A 21,816-nucleotide genomic window follows, 5' to 3' on the forward strand; every position below is an offset into this window, starting at 1 on the left:
GGCGTGCTCGATTTCCCTCGCGAGCAGACAGAAAGTCGTGGAATTCTCGCCCGATTCATACGATTTTGTGTCTGCTCGGGACACGATCAGCGCGCGGGAACCGCGAAACCCCAGGGCAATTCGAGCCGATGGGCGGCCAGCAATTCGGCGTTGGACAGCACCGCGGTGACGGTGTCGTCGGCGACCACCGCGCCGCCGTCGAGCACGATCGCCCGGTCGCACAGCTGCGCGGCATACGGCAGGTCGTGGGTGACGATCACCATCGTCGCCGGCAGCGTAGCCAGCGTCTCGGCCAGTTCCCGCCGCGCGACCGGATCGAGGTTCGCCGAGGGCTCGTCGAGCACCAGTATCTCGGGCTCGCAGGCCAGGACAGTGGCCAGCGCGGCGCGGCGACGCTGCCCACCGGACAGGTGCCCGGGACTGCGGTCGGCGTGCTCGGTCATCGACACGACCTCCAACGCGGCGGCCACCCGGGCGGCCAGCGCATCCCCGGTGAGCCCGAAGTTGGCCGGGCCGAACGCGACGTCCTGCGCGACCGTGGGCATGAACAGCTGATCGTCGGGATCCTGGAACACCAACCCAACTCGGCGCCGGATGTCGCGAAGACTCTTGCGGGTCAACGTAATTCCACTGATCTCGACGGTGCCCGAGGTGGCGGTGAGGACGCCGTTGAGATGCAGCATGAGCGTGGTCTTACCCGCCCCGTTGGGGCCGAGGATGGCCACCCGCTCACCGGGCGCGATGCTGAGATCGACACCGTCGAGCGCCACCCGGCCGTCGGGATAACGGTAGTGCAGACCCTCGACGCGGACGGCCGGCGCGCTCATCGCAGCACCCACGCCGAGGCCGCCACCGCGGCCGCGGCCACCGCCGGCGTCAGCGCGAACACCCACTGCGCCCCTGAGGCCCGCGGACCGGCCCCTACGATCGCCAACTCGGGCACCGTGCCGTCGAAGCCGCGTGACGTCATCGCCAGGTACACGCGCTCGCCCCGCTCATACGACCGGAGGAACAACGCCCCAACGCCTTTCGCGATCGCGCCGATCTGATGAAGGGCGCGCGGAGAGTCGCCGCGGGAGATCCGTGCCATCCGCATCCGGCTGACCTCCGCCGACAGCAGGTCGATGTAGCGGATCATCAACACCAGCATCGAGGTCACCAGCCCGGGCACGCCGAGCCGGCTCAGCGCCAACGGCAGCTCCCGCGCCGACGTGGTGGCGGCGACGGTGAGCGAGGCGGCCACGCCGAGCGTGCCTTTCACCACGATCCCCCACGCCGCCCACAACCCGGCGACCGACAGTTGCAGACCGCCGACCGTGACGCGTTCGCCGCCTTCGGCGAACGGCAGCAACACGGCCAGCACGATGAACGGCGCTTCGATAAGCATCCGCGGCAGGATCCATCGCAGCGGGATCGAAGCCACCCGCCACACCACCAGCACGATCACGGCGTAGAGGGCGAACGGCCAGATCATCTCCCGCGGGGTGGCCACCACCGCGAGGACGAACAACACGAGTCCGGCGATCTTGACTTCCGCGGGTGCGCGGTGCACCGCTGATTCGCCGTCCCGGTAGAGCGGGTGGGAGTGCCCGGCTCCCATCTCAGTCCTTCGCGCGGCGGCTGCGGGCGATCAGCCAGAATCCGCCGAAGGCGATGCCCAACACGACGAGGGCGCCGATGACGCCGGCGAGTCCGCTCGTCGCGGGATGGCCGAAGATCGTGTAGTCGGCCAGCGGCGAGGCCGACATGGTGTGTTCGGTTGCGTGCTGGGCGATGCAGCTGCCGGTCAGTTGTTCACCGTGCTCGGTGTGGACGACCTGACAACCCTGCAATGTCGCCGAGTCCAGTCCGTCCGGGCTCGAGCTGGCGAAGTAGGACACCACACCGGCGATCAGCAGGATCGCCGCCCCGAAGCCGACCCAGAACTGCCAGCGCCGGGCCACCGTCTGCGCGCTCATGCGGCCACCGCCTCGCGGTCGCGATCGCGGCGCAGCAGGTAGACGAGGTCCGGACGGGACCGCACTACAGCCATCACCGTCACCGCCGTGATCAGCCCTTCGCCGATACCGATCAGGACATGGGTACCGAGCATGTAGGTGGCGACCGTGCCCAGCGAGGTCGGCGCGGAACCGCCGATCGCGTATTCGGCCACGAATCCCATTGCTGCGCAGACTGTCCCGAACAACGCCGAGAGGAAGCCGACGACTCCGAGCGCCGGTACCGAGCCGGGGCGACGCCGTCGCACCAGTGCGTAGATGACCCGCGCGGCGGCGTATCCCGCGGTGACGCCGATCAACGCCATATTGGTGATGTTCATCCCCAGTGCGGTCACGCCGCCGTCGGCGAACAGCAGGGATTGCACCACCAGCACGATCGTGATGCACAGCACGCCGGTGTACGGGCCGACCAGGATCGCGGCGAGCGCGCCACCGAGAAGATGCCCGCTCACGCCGGGCAGGATCGGGAAGTTGATCATCTGGACCGCGAAGATGAAGGCGGCGACCAGACCGGCCAGCGGGACGGTGCGTTCGTCGAGTTCGGTACGCGCCCGCCAGCCACACACCGCCACCGCCGCGATCGCCAGCGCCCCGAACATCACCGAGGTCGGCGCGTTGACCAGGCCGTCGCTCATGTGCATGGCCGTGATCTGGACGCTCAACGTGTCTCCTCGCGGTCGGGTCGGTCCCCAACGGTCAACCATAATCGGCCGGCGAGATATCTGTCTACCTGTACAGATAATGGAGTGAAGAGGTCACTCACTCGGAGTGGGCGGCGCCGATCCAGTGCAGCAGATCGTGCACGGTGTGATCCTCCAGCCGGTAGCTGACCTGACGCCCCACCCGCGTCGAGGTGACCCAGCCTTGCTGACGTAGCACCCGAAGTGCCTGCGAGACAGCGTTTTCCGACCGTCCCACGGCGGCGGCGAGATCACCGACGCAGATGCCGGGCGCGCGGTGCAACCCAAGAAGGATCTCCAGCCGGTGCGGGTCGGACAATAGATCGAAGCGTTGCGTCCAATTGTGGATGTCCACATCGGCCAGCGCGGACGAGGCAAGCTCGACCTTCGCCGTATCGCCGGGGGCATCCATGACTAGGAATCTAGCCCAGCAGGCGGGCTGGACCCGGGACGCTGGAACAATCCGGCCTCCGTACGCGACTATTGATGCGTGGACTGCGATGTCGCCCGGGAGGCGTTGTCAGCCCGGATCGACGGCGAACGTGAACCCGTTCCCGCGGCCCGGGTGGACGAGCATCTCACCACCTGCGACCAGTGCGGGGCGTGGTACGCCAGGGCCGTCGAGCAGACGCAGCTGCTGCGCCGGCTGGCCGGCCGGTCCCAGGTGGCGGCCGTCGCTGCGCCGAACGACCAGCTTTTGGCCGCACGTCGGCGGCTGCCATCGGCCAATAACATGCTGCGCGCGGCGTTGGCCGTCATCGGGCTCATGCAGGTCGGGGTCGCAGGGGCTCAGGCCCTCGGCGTCAACGTCGGAACATCGGCGGCCACCCACCACGCGATGATGGGCGGCCACCTGCTCAACGAGTCGACGGCATGGTCGGCGGCACTGGGCGTGGTCATGATCGTCGCGGCGGCGCGACCTACCGCGGCCGCCGGCTTGGCCGGGGTGCTGTCGGTGTTCACCGCGGTCCTCACCGGCTACGTCGTCTCCGACGCGGTCGCGGGCGCGGTGACGCTCGACCGCGTCCTATCGCACCTGCCCGTGCTGGCCGGGACCGTCCTGGCGCTGCTGGTGTGGCGCGACAGCCGGGCGTCCGAGCCGGAGCCCCGAGGTGATGCCGCGCCCATCACCGCCGATGTGGTGTTGCCCGACAGTGCCTCTCGCGGCCGTCGCCGCGGTCACCTCTACCCCACCGACGGCGCTGCGTGACCTGACAACGGGGAACTTTCCGCGGCGGCCCGCGACCAATTATCTGTGCGTTTCCTGATCGTCTGCTGTGAGGGCTCAGCCCCCTAGCGATGGGTTGAGGCTCGCACGCAGCTGACGGAATCAGGGTCAGCCGGCCCGCAAGGGCACCGATATGCCCTCGATTACTACGCCCTGTAGTAGATCGGGGTCCACCAACACGGGAGAGACGAATGAAGGTCACAAAAAACAGTCGGGTGCCGCGACTACTGGGCGCGTTCGTGGCCGCCGCAGCGGTCTCAGCCGGCGTCGCTCTGGCGGGAAATGCGGCCGCGCATCCCGGCCACGACCACGGCGGCTCGGATTCCGGCACCAGCGGCAGCACCGACAGCAGCGCGAAGAGCGGCGGCGCCAATACCCGCGGCGGGGCCGGTGCCGGCACTGCCACCGGCAACGGCGGCGGGTCCAGGGCGATGTGCACCGACACCGGCGTGCCTACCACGGCGGCCTGCAACGGCCGGGGCCGTTGAAAACAACACCATTGACTGAAAGGCAGACCCACATGATCACGCAGCACGTCAATCCCCGGCGCCGCATTCGCGCAGGCGCCGCACTGGGCGGGACCGCTCTGGCCGCGGTACTGATGGTCGCGACTCCCGGAGCGGGTATCGGGCACGCCCACGGCTACAGCACCCCGTCAGGCGACGCAGTCGGCCGGCCGGGCTTCGGAAGTGAAGAGACTCCGGGCAATCCGGCACCGGGTGTGCGCGCCGTCCAAGCACTCGGCGACCGGGTGTTCAACCAGAGCACCGCATTCACCAAGGCCCTGGACGATTCCCCACTCGGAATCAACTACCACAACGCATTTGGGACGCCGAACTACGAGCACCCGACCCACGGATCGAACGGCACGGTGACGGGCCTGTTGAACGGCGGCCTGATCAAGACGACCTACGACTCCCTGCAAACCAGGGGTGCGGCGCTACCCGACGAGGCAGACCTCTCCGCAGCAGTGATCCGCCAACTCAGCGGCCACCAGGTCGCCACCGGTAATCATCGGCGCGCTTCGTCGACAGCTACGCAGGTATGCACCGCGACGACGGCGAAGACGGCGCTGCGGGCGCAGGGCTCCTGTTAGACCGACACACCACGAACTGTGGCCCGATCCTTCGGGCCACAGTTGGTCGTCGCCTCAGAGCATCACGCCGAACATGATCGCCATCCCGGCGGCCATCATCGACTGACACAGGATCCCGAGCGGCCGCGCGGTCGCAGCGGGCTCGCGGTCCATTCGCACCGCCAGGTAGCGATACAGCCAGAACACCGCGGCCACCGCGAACCCAATCGTGCACACCCAGTTCAGCGTGTCGATGTAGGGCGGGTATCCGCCGCCGGAGCTGTCCGCCGTGCCCGCGGCCCCGGACATGTCCATGCCGGGCATGTTCATCCCCGCGTGACCGGCATGGCCCGACGACCCGCCGGACGTCGACGCCGTGTCCCCGGCGTAGGACGCCTGCCCGGGCAGCAGCCGGCCGTTCATCACGGCATACATCCACGCCATCGCCAGCATCATCAGTGCGTGATAAACACCCGCGACCCGATGGCCGGCGCAGGTCGGGCTCGCTGTGACGGCGACGAACCACAGGGTCGCGAGCAGGAAGAACACCATCGGCGCGACGGTCGGCAGTGCCGCGCCCCACGGCCAGGCCATCACCGCCATCGCCACCGCCATCACGACGTGCAGCAGTTGGCTGACGACACCTGCCGGGCGCCGGTCACCGACGACGAGGGCCGACAGGCATTCCGCGGCGGCGAGCATGAACAGCAGCGTGACGACCCAGCGCAGCGTCAGGTCAGCGATCACCGGTCACTCCTTCTCCGCTCGGCACGTCAGCAATGGTCGATTCATCGCACCAGAAAGTTCCCACCACGGCGACTCGACTACGACGACGAGTCGTAGACTCGCGATGATGGAAGTCACCCACACAGGCACCCGCTCGCCGGGTCGGTGGATGCTCGGCGGCTACCTCGGGCTGCTCGCCGCCCTCGTCGCCTACGCGGTGGCCTCCGGTGACCGTCGCTTCACCGCGACCGGCGACTCCTACCCCGGCCTGGCGACCAGCGTCGCCGGGCTGATCGGCTACTTCACCGCGACGCTGGCCGCCGCGATCTGTCTGGGCGCGCTGGTGTTCATCGTCATCGCCGCCGAGCCCGACGACCGCGGCGTGCTCGACCCGGCATCGTTCCGGGTGCATCTGCTGGCCGAGCGCCTCGCCCCCGTCTGGCTGGTCACGGCGCTGGCGATGATCCCGGTCCAGGCCGCCAACGCCGCCGGCGTGCCGGTGACCCGGTTGATCACCAGCGGTGGCCTCGGAAGTGCGCTCGGCGCATCGGAAATGGGCCGCGGCTGGATCGCCGCCGCTGTCGTCGCGGCCGTGGTGACCGTCAGTCTGCGCGCCACCCTGCGCTGGTCGTGGCACGCCGTGCTGCTGATTCCCACGTTCATCGGCGTGATCGCGCTACCGGTCACGGGGAACGCCGGCCAGGGGCCCAACCACGACTACGCGACCAGCGCCGTGATCGTCTTCGCCACCGCGCTGGCTGTGCTGACCGGCGTGGCGGTCAGTGCTGCGCTGGCCCCGCCGACGGCCGAACTGCGCGGACGGATTCTGCTCACCCAGCGGGTCGCCGGCGCGGTGGCCCTGATCTACGGCGCCGTGCTGTGGTTCCTGCTGGCGACACCGGCCGGGCTGGCGTCGGACTATGGACGATTCGGCGCGCTGGCCGCGGTCGCCCTGATCGTGAGCCTGGCGATCGCCCCCCGGAGCGCCGTGACCGGCGCGGTGGCGGGCATCGTGGCGGTCGCCGCCGTGGCGGCGATGGCGGTTCAGACCGCGCCCCGGCTGTTGGCACACGAGTTCACCGCCTGGGACGTCTTCCTCGGCTACCAGCTCTCCGACCCGCCGAATGCGCTTCGGCTGCTCACTGTCTGGCGTTTCGACGTGCTGCTCGGCGTCGCGGCGGTGGTCTTGGCGCTGGGCTACGTGATCGGCTACATCCGGCTGCGACGGCGCGGCGACGCCTGGCCGCCCGGCCGCTTGGTGGCATGGCTGTTGGGTTGTGCCGCACTGCTCCTCGCAACCAGCTCGGGGGTGCGCGCCTACGGGTCGGCGATGTTCAGCGTGCACATGGCCGAGCACATGGCGCTGAACATGTTCATCCCGGTGTTCCTGGTGCTCGGCGCACCGATCACCTTGGCGCTGCGCGCGCTTCCGGTGGCGGGCGCCGGCCATCCGCCGGGTGCGCGGGAACGGCTGCTGTGGCTGGTGCATTCGCCGGCGTCACGGTTCCTGTCCCATCCCGCAACGGCTTTCGTGCTCTTCGTCGGATCGCTGTACGCGGTCTACTTCACCCCGATCTTCGACACCCTGGTCCGCTACCACTGGGGTCACGAGTTCATGACCCTGCATTTTCTGATCACCGGGTACCTGTTCTTCTGGGGGATCATCGGTATCGACCCGGGACCCAAGCGATTGCCGTTCATCGGGCGGCTGGGCCTGCTGTTCGCGGTGATGCCGTTTCACGCGTTCTTCGGCATCGCGACCATGACCATGACCTCGGTGCTCGGCGGGACGTTCTACCGCTACCTGCACGTGCCGTGGCTGGCGAGCCTCAACGACGACCAGCACCTCGGCGGGGCGATCGCCTGGGGTTCGAGCGAACTCCCCGTCATCGTCGTGGTGATTGCACTGGTGTACCAATGGGCGCGTCAAGACCGGCGGACCGCCACCCGCACCGACCGGCACGCCGACGCCCACTACGACGACGATCTCGACGCCTACAACGCGATGCTGCGGGAGCTGGCCAAGAACCGGCGCTGAATCAGCCTGTCAGGCAAGGCCGCCCAGCGGTCTGCCGGTCGAGGCGGCGAACCGGTCCTGAACGTCGGCCCAGTTCACGACATTCCAGAAGGCCGTAACGTAGTCGGCCTTGACGTTTTTGTACTGCAGGTAATAGGCGTGCTCCCACATGTCGACCTGCAGCAGCGGCACGATCCCCGGCGGCACGTTGGCCTGTTGATCGTAGAGCTGGAAGGTGAGCAGTCTGCCACCGAGCGGCTCGTAACCCAGCACCGCCCAACCGGAACCCTGTAAACCGTTTGCGGCTGCGGCGAATTGAGAACGGAAACCGTCGAATGACCCGAACGCATCGTCGATGGCGGCCGCCAGCTCACCGGTCGGCTTGTCACCTCCGTCGGGCGACAGGTTCTTCCACCAGATCGAGTGGTTGAGGTGGCCGCCGAGATGAAAGGCCAGATTCTTCTCGTTGAGGAAGATCGCGGCGTGGTCGGCGGTGGCGCGGGCTTCCTCCAGTTTGGCCAACGCGTCGTTGACGCCTTTCACATAGGTCGCATGGTGCTTGCTGTGGTGGATCTCGTTGATCTCGCCGGAAATGTGGGGCTCGAGCGCGCTGTAGTCGTAGTCCAAGTCAGGCAATGAGTATTCCGTCATGCCATCAACTTATCTGTTCAGGTGTTCAGATGATAGGGTGAATCTGTGGCAGGTCGGTCGCGGTCGACGAGTCGATGCAGCACATCGCCAGATCCTCAACCCGAGGTGGTAGCTCGCGACCGGCACTGCCCACCACACTCGTCACACTGAATTGGCCTTGGCGCCACACTGATTCGATCGGTTCGCTATAGGAGCGGGAGGGCCCCGCGGATGACTTCGGCGAACCGCTGCCCTATGCGCTCGTGGGCCTGCGGGCCGGGGTGCAGCCGGTCGGGAAGCGGGAATTCGGCGAAGTCCGCGGGACCGTACAAGTCCAGGCCGTCGACGTAGCGCAGGTTCGGGTCGGTGACCGCGCGGTGGCTGACGATGCGGGCGAGTTCATCACGAATGACGCGCAGCGTCAGCTTGCCTGCCGACACCTCGGTCGGGTTGCCGGTGGCGGCGAATGCCAGTGTTCCGCCGCTGAAGTCGGGGGCCAACGGTCCCGGCGTGTCCTCGTGGATCGGGCAGTGCACCGCGGAGATAACGACGATCGGCGTGACCGGATGCCCGTCGCGGATGGTGTCGAGGAAGCCATGGACGGCCGGGCCGAAAGCGCGCAGCCGCATCAGGTCGGCGTTGACGATGTTAATCCCGATCTTGACGCTGATCAGGTCGGCGGGGATGTCGCGCATGGTGCGGGCGGTGAAGGGATCCAGCAGCGCCGCGCCGCCCATACCGAGATTGATCAGTTCGACGCCGGCGCCGGCGGCCGCCACCGCGGGCCAGGTGCCGGTGGGGTGCACGGCATTGGAGCCGTGACTGATGGAACTGCCGTGATGCAGCCACACCGGCCGGGTGATCGGGCGAGGCTGCAACGGGTGGTCGCTGCGCAGTGTGATCAGTTCGGTGATCTCGTTGTGCGGCAACCAGATCTCGACGGACTTGGCCCGGTCCGGCAGGCCGGCGAAGCGAATCGTCCCTGGCGGGCCTGCGATGAGTTCCTCGGTACCGGCGGCGACATCCTTCATCAGCAGGCTGCCGCCGGTCAGGCTGGCCTGCGCCGTCAACTCCCCGTCGATCAGCAGGTCGTAGCGGCCGTCGGGTCGCATGGGCATGCCCACATAGGCGGGCCGGGTGCGCAGGGCGTCCAATTCGATTTCGGTGGACCGGGTTTCGAACACCAATCGGCACCCGGCCGGTTGGGCTTCGGCCATCGCGAGTTGTGGGTCGGCGCATTGCGCCCGGGCCCAACCGGGCAGCCGATGCGGCAGCAGGCCATGGCTCGTCTGCTCGAGTTCCTGTGCACCGCGCAGGAACTCCCGCGAGATCGGTGTGATGACGGTCATCGCGTCTCAGCCGACGACGGCGTAGTCGCCCTCGTCGGCGAGCGCGGCACGGACCTGCTCGACGCTGACGTCGCCGTCGACCCGCACGATCGACGCGCCCTCGGGGTCGAGGTCGATGTCGACGGCGCTGACCGCCGGCAGCGCCGTCAGCGCACCGCTGACCACCCGCACACAACTCTGGCAGTGCAGGCCGGTGACCTTGAACGTGTGAGACATCGAGATCTGCCTTCCGGTGGCTATCGGGAGTCGAAGTTGCGCAGTCGCAGGCTGTTCGAGACGACGAAGAACGATGAGAACGCCATCGCCGCACCGGCGATGAGCGGATTGAGGAATCCGGCGGCGGCGATCGGGATGGCCGCCACGTTGTAGCCGAATGCCCAGAACAGGTTGGTCCGGATCGTGCGCATGGTCGCACGGGCCAGGTCGAGTGCCTGCGGGACGATGTCGAGATCGTCGCGCACCAGGATGATGTCGGCGGCGCCGATCGCCACGTCGGTCCCGCGCCCGATGGCCAGACCCAGATCCGCCGATGCCAGCGCGGGTCCGTCGTTGATGCCGTCACCCACCATGGCGACCACCCGGCCATGTTCGCGCAGTTGCTCGATCACGTCGACCTTGCCTTCGGGCAGCACCTCGGCGATCACTTCATCGATGCCGACCTCGGTGGCCACCGCACCCGCGGCGGCGGCGTTGTCGCCGGTGAGCAGCACTGTGCGCAGCCCCCGGCGGTGCAGCGCGGCCACCGCGTCGGCGGCCGACTCCTTGACCGCATCAGCCACCGCAACGGCACCGCAGACCCGTCCGTCGACGGCGACGAAGACGACTGTCTCACCGCGGGATTCACCACGCCGTCGCGCCGACTGCACCGGCTCGGGGATCTCGGCCTGCCCGGCGACCCACGACGGGCGGCCCACCGTCACGTGCTGCCCGGATACCGTCCCGACGACCCCGCGGCCGGGGTGGGCACGGAAGTCCTCCACCTGGCGGCGCTCGTCGGTGGCGGTCGTGATGGCCACCGCGACAGCATGTTCGGAGGCCACCTCGACCGCCGCGGCGAGCGCCAGGATCTCGTCGGATTGCGCGCCGTCGGCGACCGTCACTTCGGTGACCGCCAGATGACCCGTGGTCAGTGTGCCGGTCTTGTCGAACACCACAGTGTCCACCGCGCGGATGGCTTCGAGCGCACGGTAACCCTTGAGGAAGATGCCGAGCTGCGCGCCGCGTCCGGAGGCCACCATCATCGCGGTCGGGGTGGCCAGCCCCAGCGCACAGGGGCACGCGATCACCAACACCGCCAGCGCCGCCGAGAACACCCGATCGGCGTCGGCCCCGGCCAGCCACCAGCCCATCGCCGTCAGCGCCGCGATACCGAAGACCACCGGCACGAACACCCCGGCGATCCGGTCGGCCAGCCGCTGGGCATCGGCCTTCTGGGCTTGCGCTTCCTCGACCAGCCGCACCATCCCGGCGAACTGGGTATCGGCACCCACGGCGGCCGCCTCGACGATCAACCGACCGTCGAGCACCACCGTTCCGCCGACCACCGGGCCACCGGGATGGGCACGCGACGGCTTGGCTTCGCCCGTCATCGCGCTCATGTCGATGGCGGCGTCACCCTCGATCACCAACCCGTCAGCGGCGATCGTCTCGCCGGGGCGTACCACGAATTTCTGCTGCTCTTTGAGTTCGTCAGCGGGCAGCACCATTTCGCTGCCGTCGGCCAGCAGCACCGTCACGTTCTTGGCGCTCAGCGCGGCCAGCGCGCGCAACGCGCTGCCTGCCCGAGACTTCGCCCGGGCCTCGAGATAGCGGCCGGCCAGGATGAAGACGGTGACGCCGGCGGCCACTTCCAGATAGATCGAATCGCTGCTCAGCAGCGCCTGCCAGATGCCGTCACTGCGCCGGTCCCGATGCCCGATGAAGATCGTGTACAGCGACCACAACGTGGCCGCCGTGACCCCGACCGAGATGAGCGTCTCCATCGAGGCGGTGCCGTGGCGGGCGTTGCGCAGGGCGACCCGGTGGAACGGCCAGGCCGCCCAGGTGACGATCGGCGCCGCCAGCGCGGTGAGCAGCCAACCCCAGCCGGTGAACCGGGTGCTGGGCACGACCGCGAACATCACCGACAGGTCGGCCAGTGGCACGAACAGCACGGCGGCGATCGCCAGCCGCCGCAGCAGGCTGCGGGCCATCTTGTCGTCGGGGTCCACCGGCTCGGCCGACGAGGCCGCACGCGGAGCGGCGTCGTACCCGGCCTTGCGGATCACCTCGCACAGGTCGTCGGCGGCCACCGAGTCGGGGGCGTCGACGCTGGCCACCCGGGTGGCGTAATTGACCGAGGCGCGCACGCCGCCGATCTTGTTGAGCTTGGTCTCGACCCGGGCCGCGCACGCCGCGCAGGACATCCCCGAGACGTCGAGTTCGATCCGGTGCGCGGCGTCGGACACGCCCGGAGCGGTCGACCCGCCCACGACCGATACCATCATCGCTCTCCTTGGCTGTGGTGCGGACCCGAGGGAAGAGTCGGCTGAAGCTGCCGTCGGGTTCCCCAGCCTCCCAAAATACGCGCCTGCAACGGGCCGGGAATGTGCCGGTCATGGAGATCCCCTAGTCTCACTGAGCGTGGCCGAACGCGACGACGACCCCGTGACTGCGCTGGCCCTGGCCGCGGGCCGGGGCGATGCGGCCGCACTCGAGGCGTTCATCAAGGCCACCCAGCGCGACGTGTGGCGCGCGGTCGCCTTTCTCGGTGATCCTGGTCACGCCGACGACCTGACCCAGGAGACGTTCCTGCGGGCGTTGGGCGCACTCCCCCGGTTCTCCGGCCGGTCCTCGGCCCGGACCTGGCTGCTGTCGATCGCCCGCCGCGTCGTCGTCGACCAGATCCGCCGCAACCAGGCGCGACCGCGCACGACCTCGGCGGTCGACCTGGAGCAGGTGCTCGACTCCCGGCGCAGCAGCGGGCGCTTCGAGGAGATCACCGAGATCAGGATGCTGCTCGACGGCTTGGACACCGACCGCCGGAATGCCTTGATGCTCACCCAGGTGCTGGGCTTGTCCTATGCCGAAGCCGCCGAGGTCTGCGGATGCCCGGTGGGCACGATCCGCTCCCGGGTGGCGCGGGCGCGCGAGGATCTCCTCGCCGCCGCCGGTCGCGACGATCAGGCCGGCTGACCGACTCGACGCCCGCGCCGATTGTTTGTCGCTGGACAACTGTTGCCCTCTGGTTAGCATCCCGCCGGGCGGGAAACACATCGCCATGACCTCTCTGGCTTCGCCGGCGCTGGTGGCGATCTTCGTCGTCTGCGCCGCCGTGATCTGGTTCGCGGGAATCAAGTTGTCCCAGACGACCGATGTGCTCTCGCAGCGATGGCATCTGGGCTCGGCGCTCGGCGGGGTCATCCTTCTCGCCATTGCGACCAACCTGCCCGAGATCGCCATCACCGCCAGCGCCGCACTGTCCCATCACGTCGATGTGGCGGTCGGCAACATCCTCGGTGGCATCGCGATCCAGACCGTCGTCCTGGCCGTCCTCGACGCCGCAGGCACGCGTCCGCGAAAGCCGTTGACCTATCTGGCTGCATCGCTGACCCTGGTGCTGGAAGCCGGTCTCGTGGTGGCGCTGTTAGTGATCGTGGTGATGTCCACGCAGCTGCCCGATTCGCTGATCGTCTGGCGGCTGACTCCCGGTGCGGTCCTGATCGCCGCCGTCTGGGCGATCGGGTTGTATCTGATCCGCCGCGCCGGACAGGGCCTGCCGTGGCACGACGGCGGCCACGCGCCGGGCAGCCAGGACAAGCCACCGGGTCACTCCACCGCCACGAACGAGAAGACCGCTACGCAACGGGGCGTCAGCACCGGCCGCGCGGTCGCCGTGTTCGTTGTCGCGGCGCTCGGCACACTGCTCGCCGGTGTTCTGATCGAACGCAGCGGCGAGGAGGTGTTCAGCCGCTGGGGCATGTCGGGGGTGTTGTTCGGCGCCACCGTGCTTGCTGCCGCCACCTCGCTTCCCGAGTTGTCGACCGGCTTGGCGTCGACTCGGATGGGCGACTACAAGCTGGCGATGAGCGACATCTTCGGCGGCAACGCTTTCCTGCCGGTGCTCTTCCTCCTCGCGGCGCTGCTGTCCGGCGCCGCCGTGTTGCCGACCGCCCACCACACCGACATCTACCTCACCGCCCTGGCCGCCCTGCTCACCGTGGTGTACATGGCAGGGCTGATCTTTCGCCCACAGCGGCAATGGCTTCGCATGGGTCCGGACTCGATCGCCGTGGTTGTGCTCTACGTCGTCGGGGTTGCCGGATTGGCCTTCATCGCCGGGTGATCACCGTCAATCCCGCGCGGCCTTGGTCGCCGTCACCACCAGATACTCGGCCGAATACGCGGTGTGGCCGGGCCGATCCGACTGATTCCACTGCTCGAGGAACGCCAGGAAGTCGCGGTCGAGGTTCGCCACCTGGTCGGGGCGCTCCGCATTGAAGCTGTACACAGCGATCGTCGGTCCGTAGTTGCGTTTCCAGTATTCCCGGAATTCCAGCGGGCTGGGACTGTGCGCCATCGGAAGCGCCCGCCGTGCCATGGTGAGGTCGGTGACGTTGTCGCCGAACAACTCTCGTACATGGTTCTCGTCGCCCCACAGCGGTGCGGGCGAGGCACCCGGGGGTGGCGGTGCGGCATAGGGCTTCATGGTGGCGAACAACTGCCCGATGAAGCCCTGCGGCGTCCAATTGATCATCCCGATCGTCCCACCCGGCCGGCACACCCGCACCAGCTCGTCGGCGGCCGCCTGGTGATGCGGGGCGAACATGGCGCCCAGACAGGACAGGACGACATCGAAGTGGTTGTCGGCGAACGGAAGCGCCTCCGCGTCGGCCTCCACCCACTCCAACTCGACACCACGGGCGGCGGCGATCCGGCGGCCGGCGTCGAAGAGCTCCGGGGTGAGGTCGCTGGCGGTCACTCGCGCGCCGGCTTCGGCGGCCGGAATCGAGGCGTTGCCGGCGCCGGCGGCCACGTCCAGCACCACGTGATCGGGCCGGATGCCGACAGCGTCGACGAGTTGCGGTCCCAGTTCGGCCACCAACTCGGCGGCCACCGTCGGGTAGTCACCGGACGCCCACAGGGCACGGTGCTTGGCCTTCAGCGCGCGATCGGCGGAGTCATCGTGTTCCGGTCCGGTACCCATCCCAGATCTCCTTCACCACGGCCGTGGGCACAGAATGCGCGCACGCGGTGAAGCGCACGCAGAAATGGCAATAAAGCGAAAGGGAAATTCAGTCCAGAAAGCCGTGCAGCAGGGCGGCCGACCCGGCGACGTGGGCCTGCATCGCCGCTCCGGCCGCATCAGGATCGCCGGCGAGGATGGCGATGACGATGGCCTTGTGCTGTTCGTCGGAGTGCGCAATATTGCGCCGCAGCAAGGGAATCTGATCCAACAGCGCGTTCAGCCGCATCCGGTTCTCGGCCACCAGCGGCACCAGCGATGCCGAGCCGGCGGCTTCGGCGATGGCCAGGTGCAGCCGGGAGTCCAGCCGCCGATAGTCCTCTGCGCACGAGCAGCGCACATCGGTCAGCCGGGACCACAACCCTTCCCGCTCGGCCGCGGTCAGCGTTCGGGTCGCGGCCATCCTGGCGGCGCCGACTTCGAGGATCTCGCGCAGCCGCAGCGCGTCGTCGATGTCGGCGCGGCTGAACCGCACCCGGCCTTCGGTGGGGGCCGGTAGCGACTCGGCCAGGAAGGTGCCGCCGTAGCGGCCGCGGCGCGACACCAGATAACCGGCGTCGGCCAGGGACTTGATCGCCTCCCGGACGGTGTCTCGGCTGACGCCGAGCCGGGCGGCGAGCTCCCGTTCCGGGGGTAGCGAGTCACCGGGGGTGAGCACACCGAGCTTGATGGTCTGCAGCAGCCGGCCGACGGTGTCCTCGAAGGCATTGCCAAGGCGCACCGGACGCAGCAATGCCTCGTGGGCCTGCTGCGGTTCCGGTGCGCTTGACAATTCCCGGGTCACTCCGTTCCTGCCCGCCGAACCATGATCTACAGCGGGGTGACGTAGTGGCCGGTGATGCCGCCATCGACCAGGAAGTTGGACCCGGTGATGAACGACGAGTCGTCGCTGGCCAGGAACGCCACCGCGGCGGCCAGCTCCTCCGGCTCGGCGAACCGGCCCATCGGTACGTGCACCAGTCGGCGGGCGGCCCGCTCGGGATCCTTGGCGAACAGCTCCCGTAACAGCGGCGTGTTCACCGGGCCGGGGCACAGTGCATTGACCCGAATGCCTTGGCGCGCGTACTGGATTCCGAGTTCGCGCGACATCGCCAGCACGCCGCCCTTGGACGCGGTGTAGGAGATCTGGGAGGTGGCCGAACCGTTGACCGCCACGAACGAGGCGGTGTTGATGATCGAGCCGCGCTGTGCGGGCACCATGTGCCGCAGTGCGGCCTTGCAGCAGAAGAAGACCGACTTCAGGTTGACGTCCTGCACCCGGTCCCAGGCGTCGATGCCGGTGTTCTCGATGAGGTCGTCGTCGGGCGGGCTGATACCCGCGTTGTTGAACGCGATGTCGACGCCGCCGTGCAGCTCGAAAGCGGTGTCGAACAACCTATCCACCGCGACCTGATCGGAAACGTCGACCTGGACGAACGTCACGTTCAAGTCGTTGGCCACGGTCTTGCCGGTTGTCTCGTCGAGATCCCCGATGACGACGATCGCGCCTTCGTCCCGCATCCGTTTGACGGCTGCGAGTCCGATACCGCTCGCCCCACCCGTGACGACGGCGACCTTGTCCTTGAGTCGCTGGGACAGATCCATCTAGCTCTCCTCTACAGCAAAAAAGACGTTCTTGGTTTCGGTGAAGTGCAGGGGTGCGTCCGGGCCGAGTTCACGGCCGAGCCCGGACTGCTTGAAGCCGCCGAACGGGGTGTTGTACCGGACCGACGAATGCGAGTTCACGCTCAGGTTGCCCGCCTCGACCGCGCGGGACACCCGCACGGCCCGCGACAGGTTGTCGGTCCAGATCGACCCGGACAGACCGTATTCGGTGTCATTGGCCAGCGCGATGGCGTCGGCCTCGTCGTCGAACGGCAGCACCGCCACGACCGGTCCGAAGATCTCCTCGGTGACGGTGCGGTCGGTGCGTTGCGGGGTGAGCACCGTCGGCGGGAACCAGAAACCGGGTCCGCTCGGCGCCGAGCCGCGGAAGGCGACGCATCTGTCATCAGGTACGTAGGCGGCCACCGACTCGAAGTGCTTGCGCGACACCAGCGGTCCCATCTCGGTGTCCCGGGCCGCGGGATCACCGACGACCAGGCCTTTGACGGCCGGCTCGAGCAGTTCCATGAACTTGTCGAACACGCTGCGCTGCACAAGAATCCGGCTGCGCGCACAGCAGTCCTGGCCGGCATTGTCGAACACACCGTAGGGTGCGGTGGCCGCGGCCTTCTCCAGATCGCAGTCGGCGAACACGATGTTCGCGCTCTTGCCACCGAGCTCCAGAGTGACCCGCTTGACCTGGTTGGCCGCCCCGGCCATCACCTTGGTGCCGACCTCGGTCGAACCGGTGAACACGATCTTGCGGACATCGGGGTGGCTGATGAACCGCTCGCCGACCACCGAACCGCGGCCGGGCAGCACCTGGAACAGGTCCTTGGGCAGGCCGGCTTCCATCGCGAGCTCACCGAGCCGCATCGAGGTCAGCGGCGTCCACTCGGCCGGTTTGAGCACCACCGCGTTGCCTGCGGCCAGCGCGGGCGCGAAGCCCCACGCCGCGATCGGCATCGGGAAGTTCCACGGCGTGATCACCCCGATCACGCCCATCGGCTCGTTGAACGTCACATCCAGGCCACCGGCCACCGGAATCTGCTTGCCCGACAAGCGCTCCGGGGTGGCCGAATAGAACTGCAGCACGTCGCGCACATGTCCGGCCTCCCACTCGGCCGCGCCGATCGGATGACCGGAGTTGGCCACCTCCAGGGCGGCCAGCTCCCCGACATGCGCGTCGACTGCGGCGGCGAACGCCCGCAATGCGGCCGCCCGCTCGGCGGGCGCCTGTGCGGCCCAGACCTTTTGGGCGACCTTGGCGCGCGCAACGGCGTCGTCGACGCCGGCGGCGTCGGTCAGCTCCACCGTGCGCAGCGACTCTTCCGTGGCCGGATTGACCAGTTCGGTTGTACTCAATTCACTCTTTCCGTTGTGTAGGCCCGGGCCGCCTCGACCAGGCCGGCGAACACGCGAAGATCGTCCAGGGTTTCCTCGGGATGCCATTGCACGGCCAGGACGAAATCGTCCCCCGGCACCTCGACGGCCTCGACCACACCCTCAGCGTCGAAGGCGCTGATCATCAGTCCGTCACCGAGCCGGTCGATGGCCTGGTGGTGGTAGCACTGCGCATTCGTGCTCTCGCCGATCAGGCCGGCCAGCCGGCTACCCGCCACGGTGCTGATCGTCGAGGTGGTGAACACCGCGTTGCCCTGCTGATGACGGGTGTGCCCGACGACGTCCGGCAGGTGCTGGTGCAGTGTGCCGCCCAGTGCCACGTTGAGCACCTGCGCCCCGCGGCAGATACCGAGCACCGGCAGGTGCCGGCGGATCGCCCCGGCAACCAGCGCGAGCTCCCAGGCGTCGCGAACACGGTCCGGCACGTCGGTGGCCGGGTGCGCATCATGGCCGTATGCGGACGGATCGACATCCCGGCCGCCGGTGATGATCAGACCGTCGATGCCGTCCAGGATCCGCTCGACGATGCCGGCGTCCACCGGTTGCGGCGGGAGCAGTGTGGCGATGCCCCCGGCCAGCGTGACGCCTTCGATGTAGATGCCGGGCAGGAAGCTGGCGTGCACATCCCAGACGCCGGTCTGAGCCTGCTGGAGATACGTCGTGAGACCCACGACGGGACGGAGCAAGGTCTCCCTCTCAGAGCCGCTCAAAACCGCGCACCCTCTCCCAATCGGTGACCGCGGAGTTGAACGCCGCCAGCTCGACGCGGGCGTTGTTCAGGTAGTGCTCCACGACGTCGTCACCGAACACCTCGCGCGCCACCGCCGAACCCTCGAACAGCGCGGCCGCCTCGGCCAGCGTGGTCGGCAGCCGCTCGGCCCCACTGGTGTAGGCGTTGCCGTCAACCGCATCGGGCAGCTCCAACCCGTTGTCGATGCCGTACAGCCCGCCGGCGATCAGCGCCGCCACCGCGAGGTATTGGTTGACGTCACCGCCGGGGGCGCGACACTCCATCCGCATCCCGGATCCGTGGCCGACCACCCGCAACGCGCAGGTGCGGTTGTCCATGCCCCACGCGATCGCAGTCGGCGCGAAGCTGCCGTCGACAAACCGCTTGTAGGAGTTGATGTTCGGGGCATAGAACAGCGTCAGCTCGCGCAGCGTGGCGAGCTGACCGGCGATGAAGCTGCGGAACATCGGCGACATCCCGAGCTCGTCGGAGTCATCAGCGAACACCGCGGAGCCGTCGGTGCCACGGAACGAGATGTGAATGTGGCAGCTGTTTCCTTCCCGCTCATCGTATTTCGCCATGAACGTCAGGCTCTTGCCGTGCTGATCGGCGATCTCTTTCGCGCCGTTCTTGTAGATCGTGTGGTTGTCGCAGGTGACCAGCGCGTCGGCGTACCGGAACCCGATCTCCTGCTGGCCGAGGTTGCATTCGCCCTTGACGCCCTCGCAGTACATGCCGGCACCGGCCATCCCGTTACGGATGTCGCGCAGCAGCGGCTCCATCCGCGTCGACGCCAACATCGCGTAATCGATGTTGTAGTCGGTTGCCGGAGTGATGTTGCGGTAGCCGGACTTCCAGGCGTCGCGGTAGCTCGTGTCGAACGCCATGAACTCGAGTTCGGTCGCGGCGACCGCACACATGTCGCGTTCGGCCAGCCGGTCGAGCTGTTTGCGCAGGATGCCGCGCGGCGCCTGGCTCACCGGCCGGCCGTCGGTCCAGGACAGATCGGCCATCACCAGTGCGGTGGCCGGCAGCCACGGGATACGGCGCAGCGTGCTGAAATCCGGGGTCATCACCATGTCGCCGTAGCCGGTCTCCCAGCTCGAGATCGCGTAACCGTCGACCGTGTTGTTGTCGACGTCCACCGCGAGCAGGTAGTTGCAGCACTCGGCGCCGTGGGCGGCGACATCGTCGACGAACAATTCGGCCGAGATCCGCTTGCCGGTGAGCCGGCCCTGCATATCGGCAAAGGCCACGATCACCGTGTCGATCTCACCGGCGGCGACCATGGCCTCCAACTCGGCCTGCAGCAACAGACCTGGCCGGCGGCGGCCGGCACCATCAGGCGTCACGCGTGCCCCTCTCGATAGCCCGGGATCGGGTTGATTAGACGGAAAGTCAACCATTGGATGCCGCCGTCGCGACGGCGTCGTGGTCCAGGTTTACATAAACGTCACTCCAAAGGTAGGACACCAGACCAATAGCACTCTATTGTCCCTACTCAAGGAGAGCGCCGGTGGGCGCCTCTTCGTCATGACGCCCAGAAGGAGACACCGTGCCAGAGGGTCACGAACTACTCGACGACGACGAAAAGCACCTCGCCAGCCTCGGGTATACCCAGGAGCTGCACCGGTCCTGGTCCGGCTTCAGTAATTTCGCCATCTCGTTCTCGATCATCTCGATCCTGGCCGGCTGCTTCACCTCGTTCGGCCTGGGCTGGAACAACGGCGGCCCGGCGGCCATCGCCTGGGGCTGGCCGATCCTGTCGGTCTTCATCCTGCTCATCGGGCTGTGCATGTCCGAGCTGGTGTCGGCATTCCCCACATCGGGCGGAATCTATTGGTGGGCAGCGAAACTGGGCGGTCCCAAAGCCGGCTACTACACGGGCTGGCTGAACCTGATCGGCCTGATCGCCATCCTGGCGTCGGTGGCCTACGGATCGGCGACCTTCCTTGATCTGACGCTCGGTACGTTCAGCGAGAGTTGGCTGGCCGGCTACAGCCTGACCCGGACATTCGTCATGTTCCTTGTCATCCTGGTGATCGTCGCGACCATCAACATCTTCTCCAGCCACCTGCTGGCCGTGATCAACAACATCTCGGTGTGGTGGCACGTCATCGGCGCCGCCGCAGTGATCGTGATCCTGTGGCTGATCCCCGCCCAGCACGCCAGCTTCTCCACGGTGTTCGCCACCACGGTCAACAACACCGGCTTCTTCGGCGGATCCACCTCCGGTTTCGGCTTCCTGCTGTTCGTGCTGCCGATGTCGGCGATCCTCACGCAGTACACCATCACCGGCTATGACGCGTCGGCACACTTGTCCGAGGAGACCAAGAGTGCGGCCGATGGCGCGGCGAAAGGCATCTGGCGGTCGATCTTCTATTCCACGATCGGCGGCTGGATCCTGCTGCTGAGCTTCCTGTTCGCCGTCCAGGACGTCGATGGCGTGACCACGGGCGGTGGCGCGGTCGCCACCATCTTCAGCCAGGCGATGGACTCCAAGTGGGTGGCGATCGTCCTGCTGATCTCCACCGCAGGGCAGCTGTTCTGCACCACGGCGTGCCAGACCAGCGCCTCGCGGATGCTGTTCGCGTTCAGCCGCGACCGGGCGGTGCCCGGCCATCAGCTGTGGTCCAAGCTCAGCACGAAGAAGGTGCCCGCCAACGCCGTCATGGTCACCGCGGTGATCGCGGCCATCTTGACGCTGCCCGCCCTGGTCCAGGTGGACATCAATGGCGCCCCGGTGCCGATCGCCTTCTTCGCGGTGGTCTCGATCGGGGTGGTCGGCCTCTATCTGTGCTTCGCAGTGCCGATCTACTACCGCTGGAAAGCCGGCGACTCGTTCCCCCTGGGCAAATGGAATCTCCGTGGGCACCACAAGTGGATGGCACCTCTGGCGTTGGCCGAGATCATCATCACCTCGATCATCGCGATGTTCCCCACCTCGATCGGCGGCGCGCCCTGGGACGCGAGCTTCGAGTGGAAGTTCGTCAACTACACCCCACTGGTGGTCGGCGGCGTGCTGATCCTGCTGTACATCTACTGGCACGCGTCGGTGAAGAACTGGTTCACCGGGCCGGTGCGGCAAATCGACCTCACCGGTGAGGAACTGGAGGGGGTTTCCTAAACACTGCAGGAGACCACACCCCAGGCCCTCCGTGAGGCGGGCCCC

At 67.8% G+C, this 21,816-nt stretch carries 23 protein-coding genes; 7 read left to right on the forward strand and 16 right to left on the reverse strand.

Annotated elements, in window-relative coordinates:
* Window positions 1-86: 86 nt before the first annotated feature.
* The 5 genes from AB4879_RS14790 to AB4879_RS14810 are packed head-to-tail and all read right to left on the reverse strand — an operon-like array spanning window position 87 to window position 3,089.
* Window positions 87-827: an energy-coupling factor ABC transporter ATP-binding protein gene (locus AB4879_RS14790; protein ID WP_370508170.1), complete on the reverse strand. Its 741-nt coding sequence runs from the start codon at window positions 825-827 to the stop codon at window positions 87-89.
* A complete protein-coding gene (gene cbiQ / locus AB4879_RS14795; protein WP_102806809.1) occupies window positions 824-1,600 on the reverse strand; it encodes a cobalt ECF transporter T component CbiQ in 777 nt (258 codons plus the stop codon). Before cbiQ ends, AB4879_RS14790 begins: the two co-directional genes overlap by 4 nt.
* A gap of 1 nt (window position 1,601) precedes the next feature.
* Complete coding sequence (locus AB4879_RS14800) at window positions 1,602-1,958, reverse strand: PDGLE domain-containing protein (RefSeq protein ID WP_370508171.1); 357 nt, start codon at window positions 1,956-1,958, stop codon at window positions 1,602-1,604.
* Complete coding sequence (locus AB4879_RS14805) at window positions 1,955-2,701, reverse strand: energy-coupling factor ABC transporter permease (protein WP_370508172.1); 747 nt, start codon at window positions 2,699-2,701, stop codon at window positions 1,955-1,957. Before AB4879_RS14805 ends, AB4879_RS14800 begins: the two co-directional genes overlap by 4 nt.
* Before the next feature lie 55 nt (window positions 2,702-2,756).
* Window positions 2,757-3,089 (reverse strand): helix-turn-helix transcriptional regulator, encoded by a 333-nt coding sequence (locus tag AB4879_RS14810; RefSeq protein ID WP_102806812.1) that lies wholly within the window; start codon window positions 3,087-3,089, stop codon window positions 2,757-2,759.
* 78 nt (window positions 3,090-3,167) lie between these two features.
* Between AB4879_RS14810 and AB4879_RS14815 the strand changes: the two genes are divergently transcribed.
* The 3 genes from AB4879_RS14815 to AB4879_RS14825 all read left to right on the forward strand — a co-directional run bounded on the left by AB4879_RS14815 (window position 3,168) and on the right by AB4879_RS14825 (window position 5,001).
* Complete coding sequence (locus tag AB4879_RS14815; RefSeq protein WP_370508173.1) at window positions 3,168-3,887, forward strand: zf-HC2 domain-containing protein; 720 nt, start codon at window positions 3,168-3,170, stop codon at window positions 3,885-3,887.
* A gap of 209 nt (window positions 3,888-4,096) precedes the next feature.
* Entirely contained in the window at window positions 4,097-4,393 is a 297-nt protein-coding gene (locus AB4879_RS14820; protein WP_370508174.1) for a hypothetical protein, read from the forward strand.
* A gap of 32 nt (window positions 4,394-4,425) precedes the next feature.
* Entirely contained in the window at window positions 4,426-5,001 is a 576-nt protein-coding gene (locus tag AB4879_RS14825; protein WP_370508175.1) for a hypothetical protein, read from the forward strand.
* 54 nt (window positions 5,002-5,055) lie between these two features.
* Here the strand turns inward: AB4879_RS14825 and AB4879_RS14830 are convergent, their stop codons facing one another.
* Window positions 5,056-5,727: a DUF5134 domain-containing protein gene (locus AB4879_RS14830; RefSeq protein WP_370508176.1), complete on the reverse strand. Its 672-nt coding sequence runs from the start codon at window positions 5,725-5,727 to the stop codon at window positions 5,056-5,058.
* Between the two features lie 106 nt (window positions 5,728-5,833).
* Here AB4879_RS14830 and AB4879_RS14835 point away from each other — a divergent pair, with 106 nt between their 5' ends.
* A complete protein-coding gene (locus AB4879_RS14835) occupies window positions 5,834-7,744 on the forward strand; it encodes a cytochrome c oxidase assembly protein (RefSeq protein WP_370508177.1) in 1,911 nt (636 codons plus the stop codon).
* 9 nt (window positions 7,745-7,753) lie between these two features.
* Here AB4879_RS14835 and AB4879_RS14840 read toward each other — a convergent pair whose 3' ends face one another.
* The 4 genes from AB4879_RS14840 to AB4879_RS14855 form a co-directional block, all read right to left on the reverse strand.
* On the reverse strand, window positions 7,754-8,374 hold the full coding sequence (locus tag AB4879_RS14840) for a superoxide dismutase (protein ID WP_370508178.1): 621 nt from the start codon (window positions 8,372-8,374) through the stop codon (window positions 7,754-7,756).
* 185 nt (window positions 8,375-8,559) lie between these two features.
* Complete coding sequence (locus tag AB4879_RS14845; protein ID WP_370508179.1) at window positions 8,560-9,702, reverse strand: SGNH/GDSL hydrolase family protein; 1,143 nt, start codon at window positions 9,700-9,702, stop codon at window positions 8,560-8,562.
* Window positions 9,703-9,708: 6 nt separating this feature from the next.
* A complete protein-coding gene (locus AB4879_RS14850) occupies window positions 9,709-9,918 on the reverse strand; it encodes a heavy-metal-associated domain-containing protein (protein ID WP_199189842.1) in 210 nt (69 codons plus the stop codon).
* Between the two features lie 20 nt (window positions 9,919-9,938).
* Window positions 9,939-12,185, reverse strand: coding sequence for a heavy metal translocating P-type ATPase (locus tag AB4879_RS14855; RefSeq protein ID WP_370508180.1), 2,247 nt, complete (start codon window positions 12,183-12,185; stop codon window positions 9,939-9,941).
* A 139-nt stretch (window positions 12,186-12,324) separates the two neighbouring features.
* On the opposite strand from AB4879_RS14855, the gene sigC reads away from it, so the two are divergent.
* Window positions 12,325-12,876, forward strand: a complete 552-nt coding sequence (gene sigC / locus AB4879_RS14860; RefSeq protein ID WP_102806818.1) for an RNA polymerase sigma factor SigC — start codon at window positions 12,325-12,327, stop codon at window positions 12,874-12,876.
* A gap of 85 nt (window positions 12,877-12,961) precedes the next feature.
* Window positions 12,962-14,026, forward strand: a complete 1,065-nt coding sequence (locus AB4879_RS14865; protein WP_370508181.1) for a sodium:calcium antiporter — start codon at window positions 12,962-12,964, stop codon at window positions 14,024-14,026.
* A gap of 6 nt (window positions 14,027-14,032) precedes the next feature.
* On the opposite strand, the gene AB4879_RS14870 is transcribed toward AB4879_RS14865, so the two are convergent.
* The 6 genes from AB4879_RS14870 to AB4879_RS14895 all read right to left on the reverse strand — a co-directional run bounded on the left by AB4879_RS14870 (window position 14,033) and on the right by AB4879_RS14895 (window position 19,933).
* Window positions 14,033-14,887 (reverse strand): class I SAM-dependent methyltransferase, encoded by an 855-nt coding sequence (locus AB4879_RS14870; protein ID WP_370508182.1) that lies wholly within the window; start codon window positions 14,885-14,887, stop codon window positions 14,033-14,035.
* Window positions 14,888-14,975: 88 nt separating this feature from the next.
* Complete coding sequence (locus AB4879_RS14875) at window positions 14,976-15,698, reverse strand: FadR/GntR family transcriptional regulator (protein WP_102806972.1); 723 nt, start codon at window positions 15,696-15,698, stop codon at window positions 14,976-14,978.
* A gap of 38 nt (window positions 15,699-15,736) precedes the next feature.
* Window positions 15,737-16,510 carry a 3-oxoacyl-ACP reductase gene (locus tag AB4879_RS14880; protein ID WP_370508183.1) on the reverse strand — a complete coding sequence of 258 codons (774 nt, stop codon included), beginning with the start codon at window positions 16,508-16,510 and terminating at the stop codon, window positions 15,737-15,739.
* On the reverse strand, window positions 16,511-17,875 hold the full coding sequence (locus AB4879_RS14885; RefSeq protein WP_370508184.1) for an aldehyde dehydrogenase: 1,365 nt from the start codon (window positions 17,873-17,875) through the stop codon (window positions 16,511-16,513).
* Window positions 17,872-18,624, reverse strand: coding sequence for a gamma-glutamyl-gamma-aminobutyrate hydrolase family protein (locus tag AB4879_RS14890; RefSeq protein ID WP_370508185.1), 753 nt, complete (start codon window positions 18,622-18,624; stop codon window positions 17,872-17,874). The genes AB4879_RS14885 and AB4879_RS14890 overlap by 4 nt, the downstream gene beginning before the upstream one ends.
* Window positions 18,611-19,933, reverse strand: a complete 1,323-nt coding sequence (locus AB4879_RS14895; RefSeq protein WP_370508331.1) for a glutamine synthetase family protein — start codon at window positions 19,931-19,933, stop codon at window positions 18,611-18,613. The genes AB4879_RS14890 and AB4879_RS14895 overlap by 14 nt, the downstream gene beginning before the upstream one ends.
* A gap of 266 nt (window positions 19,934-20,199) precedes the next feature.
* Here AB4879_RS14895 and AB4879_RS14900 point away from each other — a divergent pair, with 266 nt between their 5' ends.
* Window positions 20,200-21,771: an amino acid permease gene (locus AB4879_RS14900; protein ID WP_370508186.1), complete on the forward strand. Its 1,572-nt coding sequence runs from the start codon at window positions 20,200-20,202 to the stop codon at window positions 21,769-21,771.
* Window positions 21,772-21,816 lie beyond the last annotated feature (45 nt).

Source organism: Mycobacterium sp. SA01 (assembly GCF_041287105.1).
Taxonomy (GTDB): Bacteria; Actinomycetota; Actinomycetes; order Mycobacteriales; family Mycobacteriaceae; genus Mycobacterium.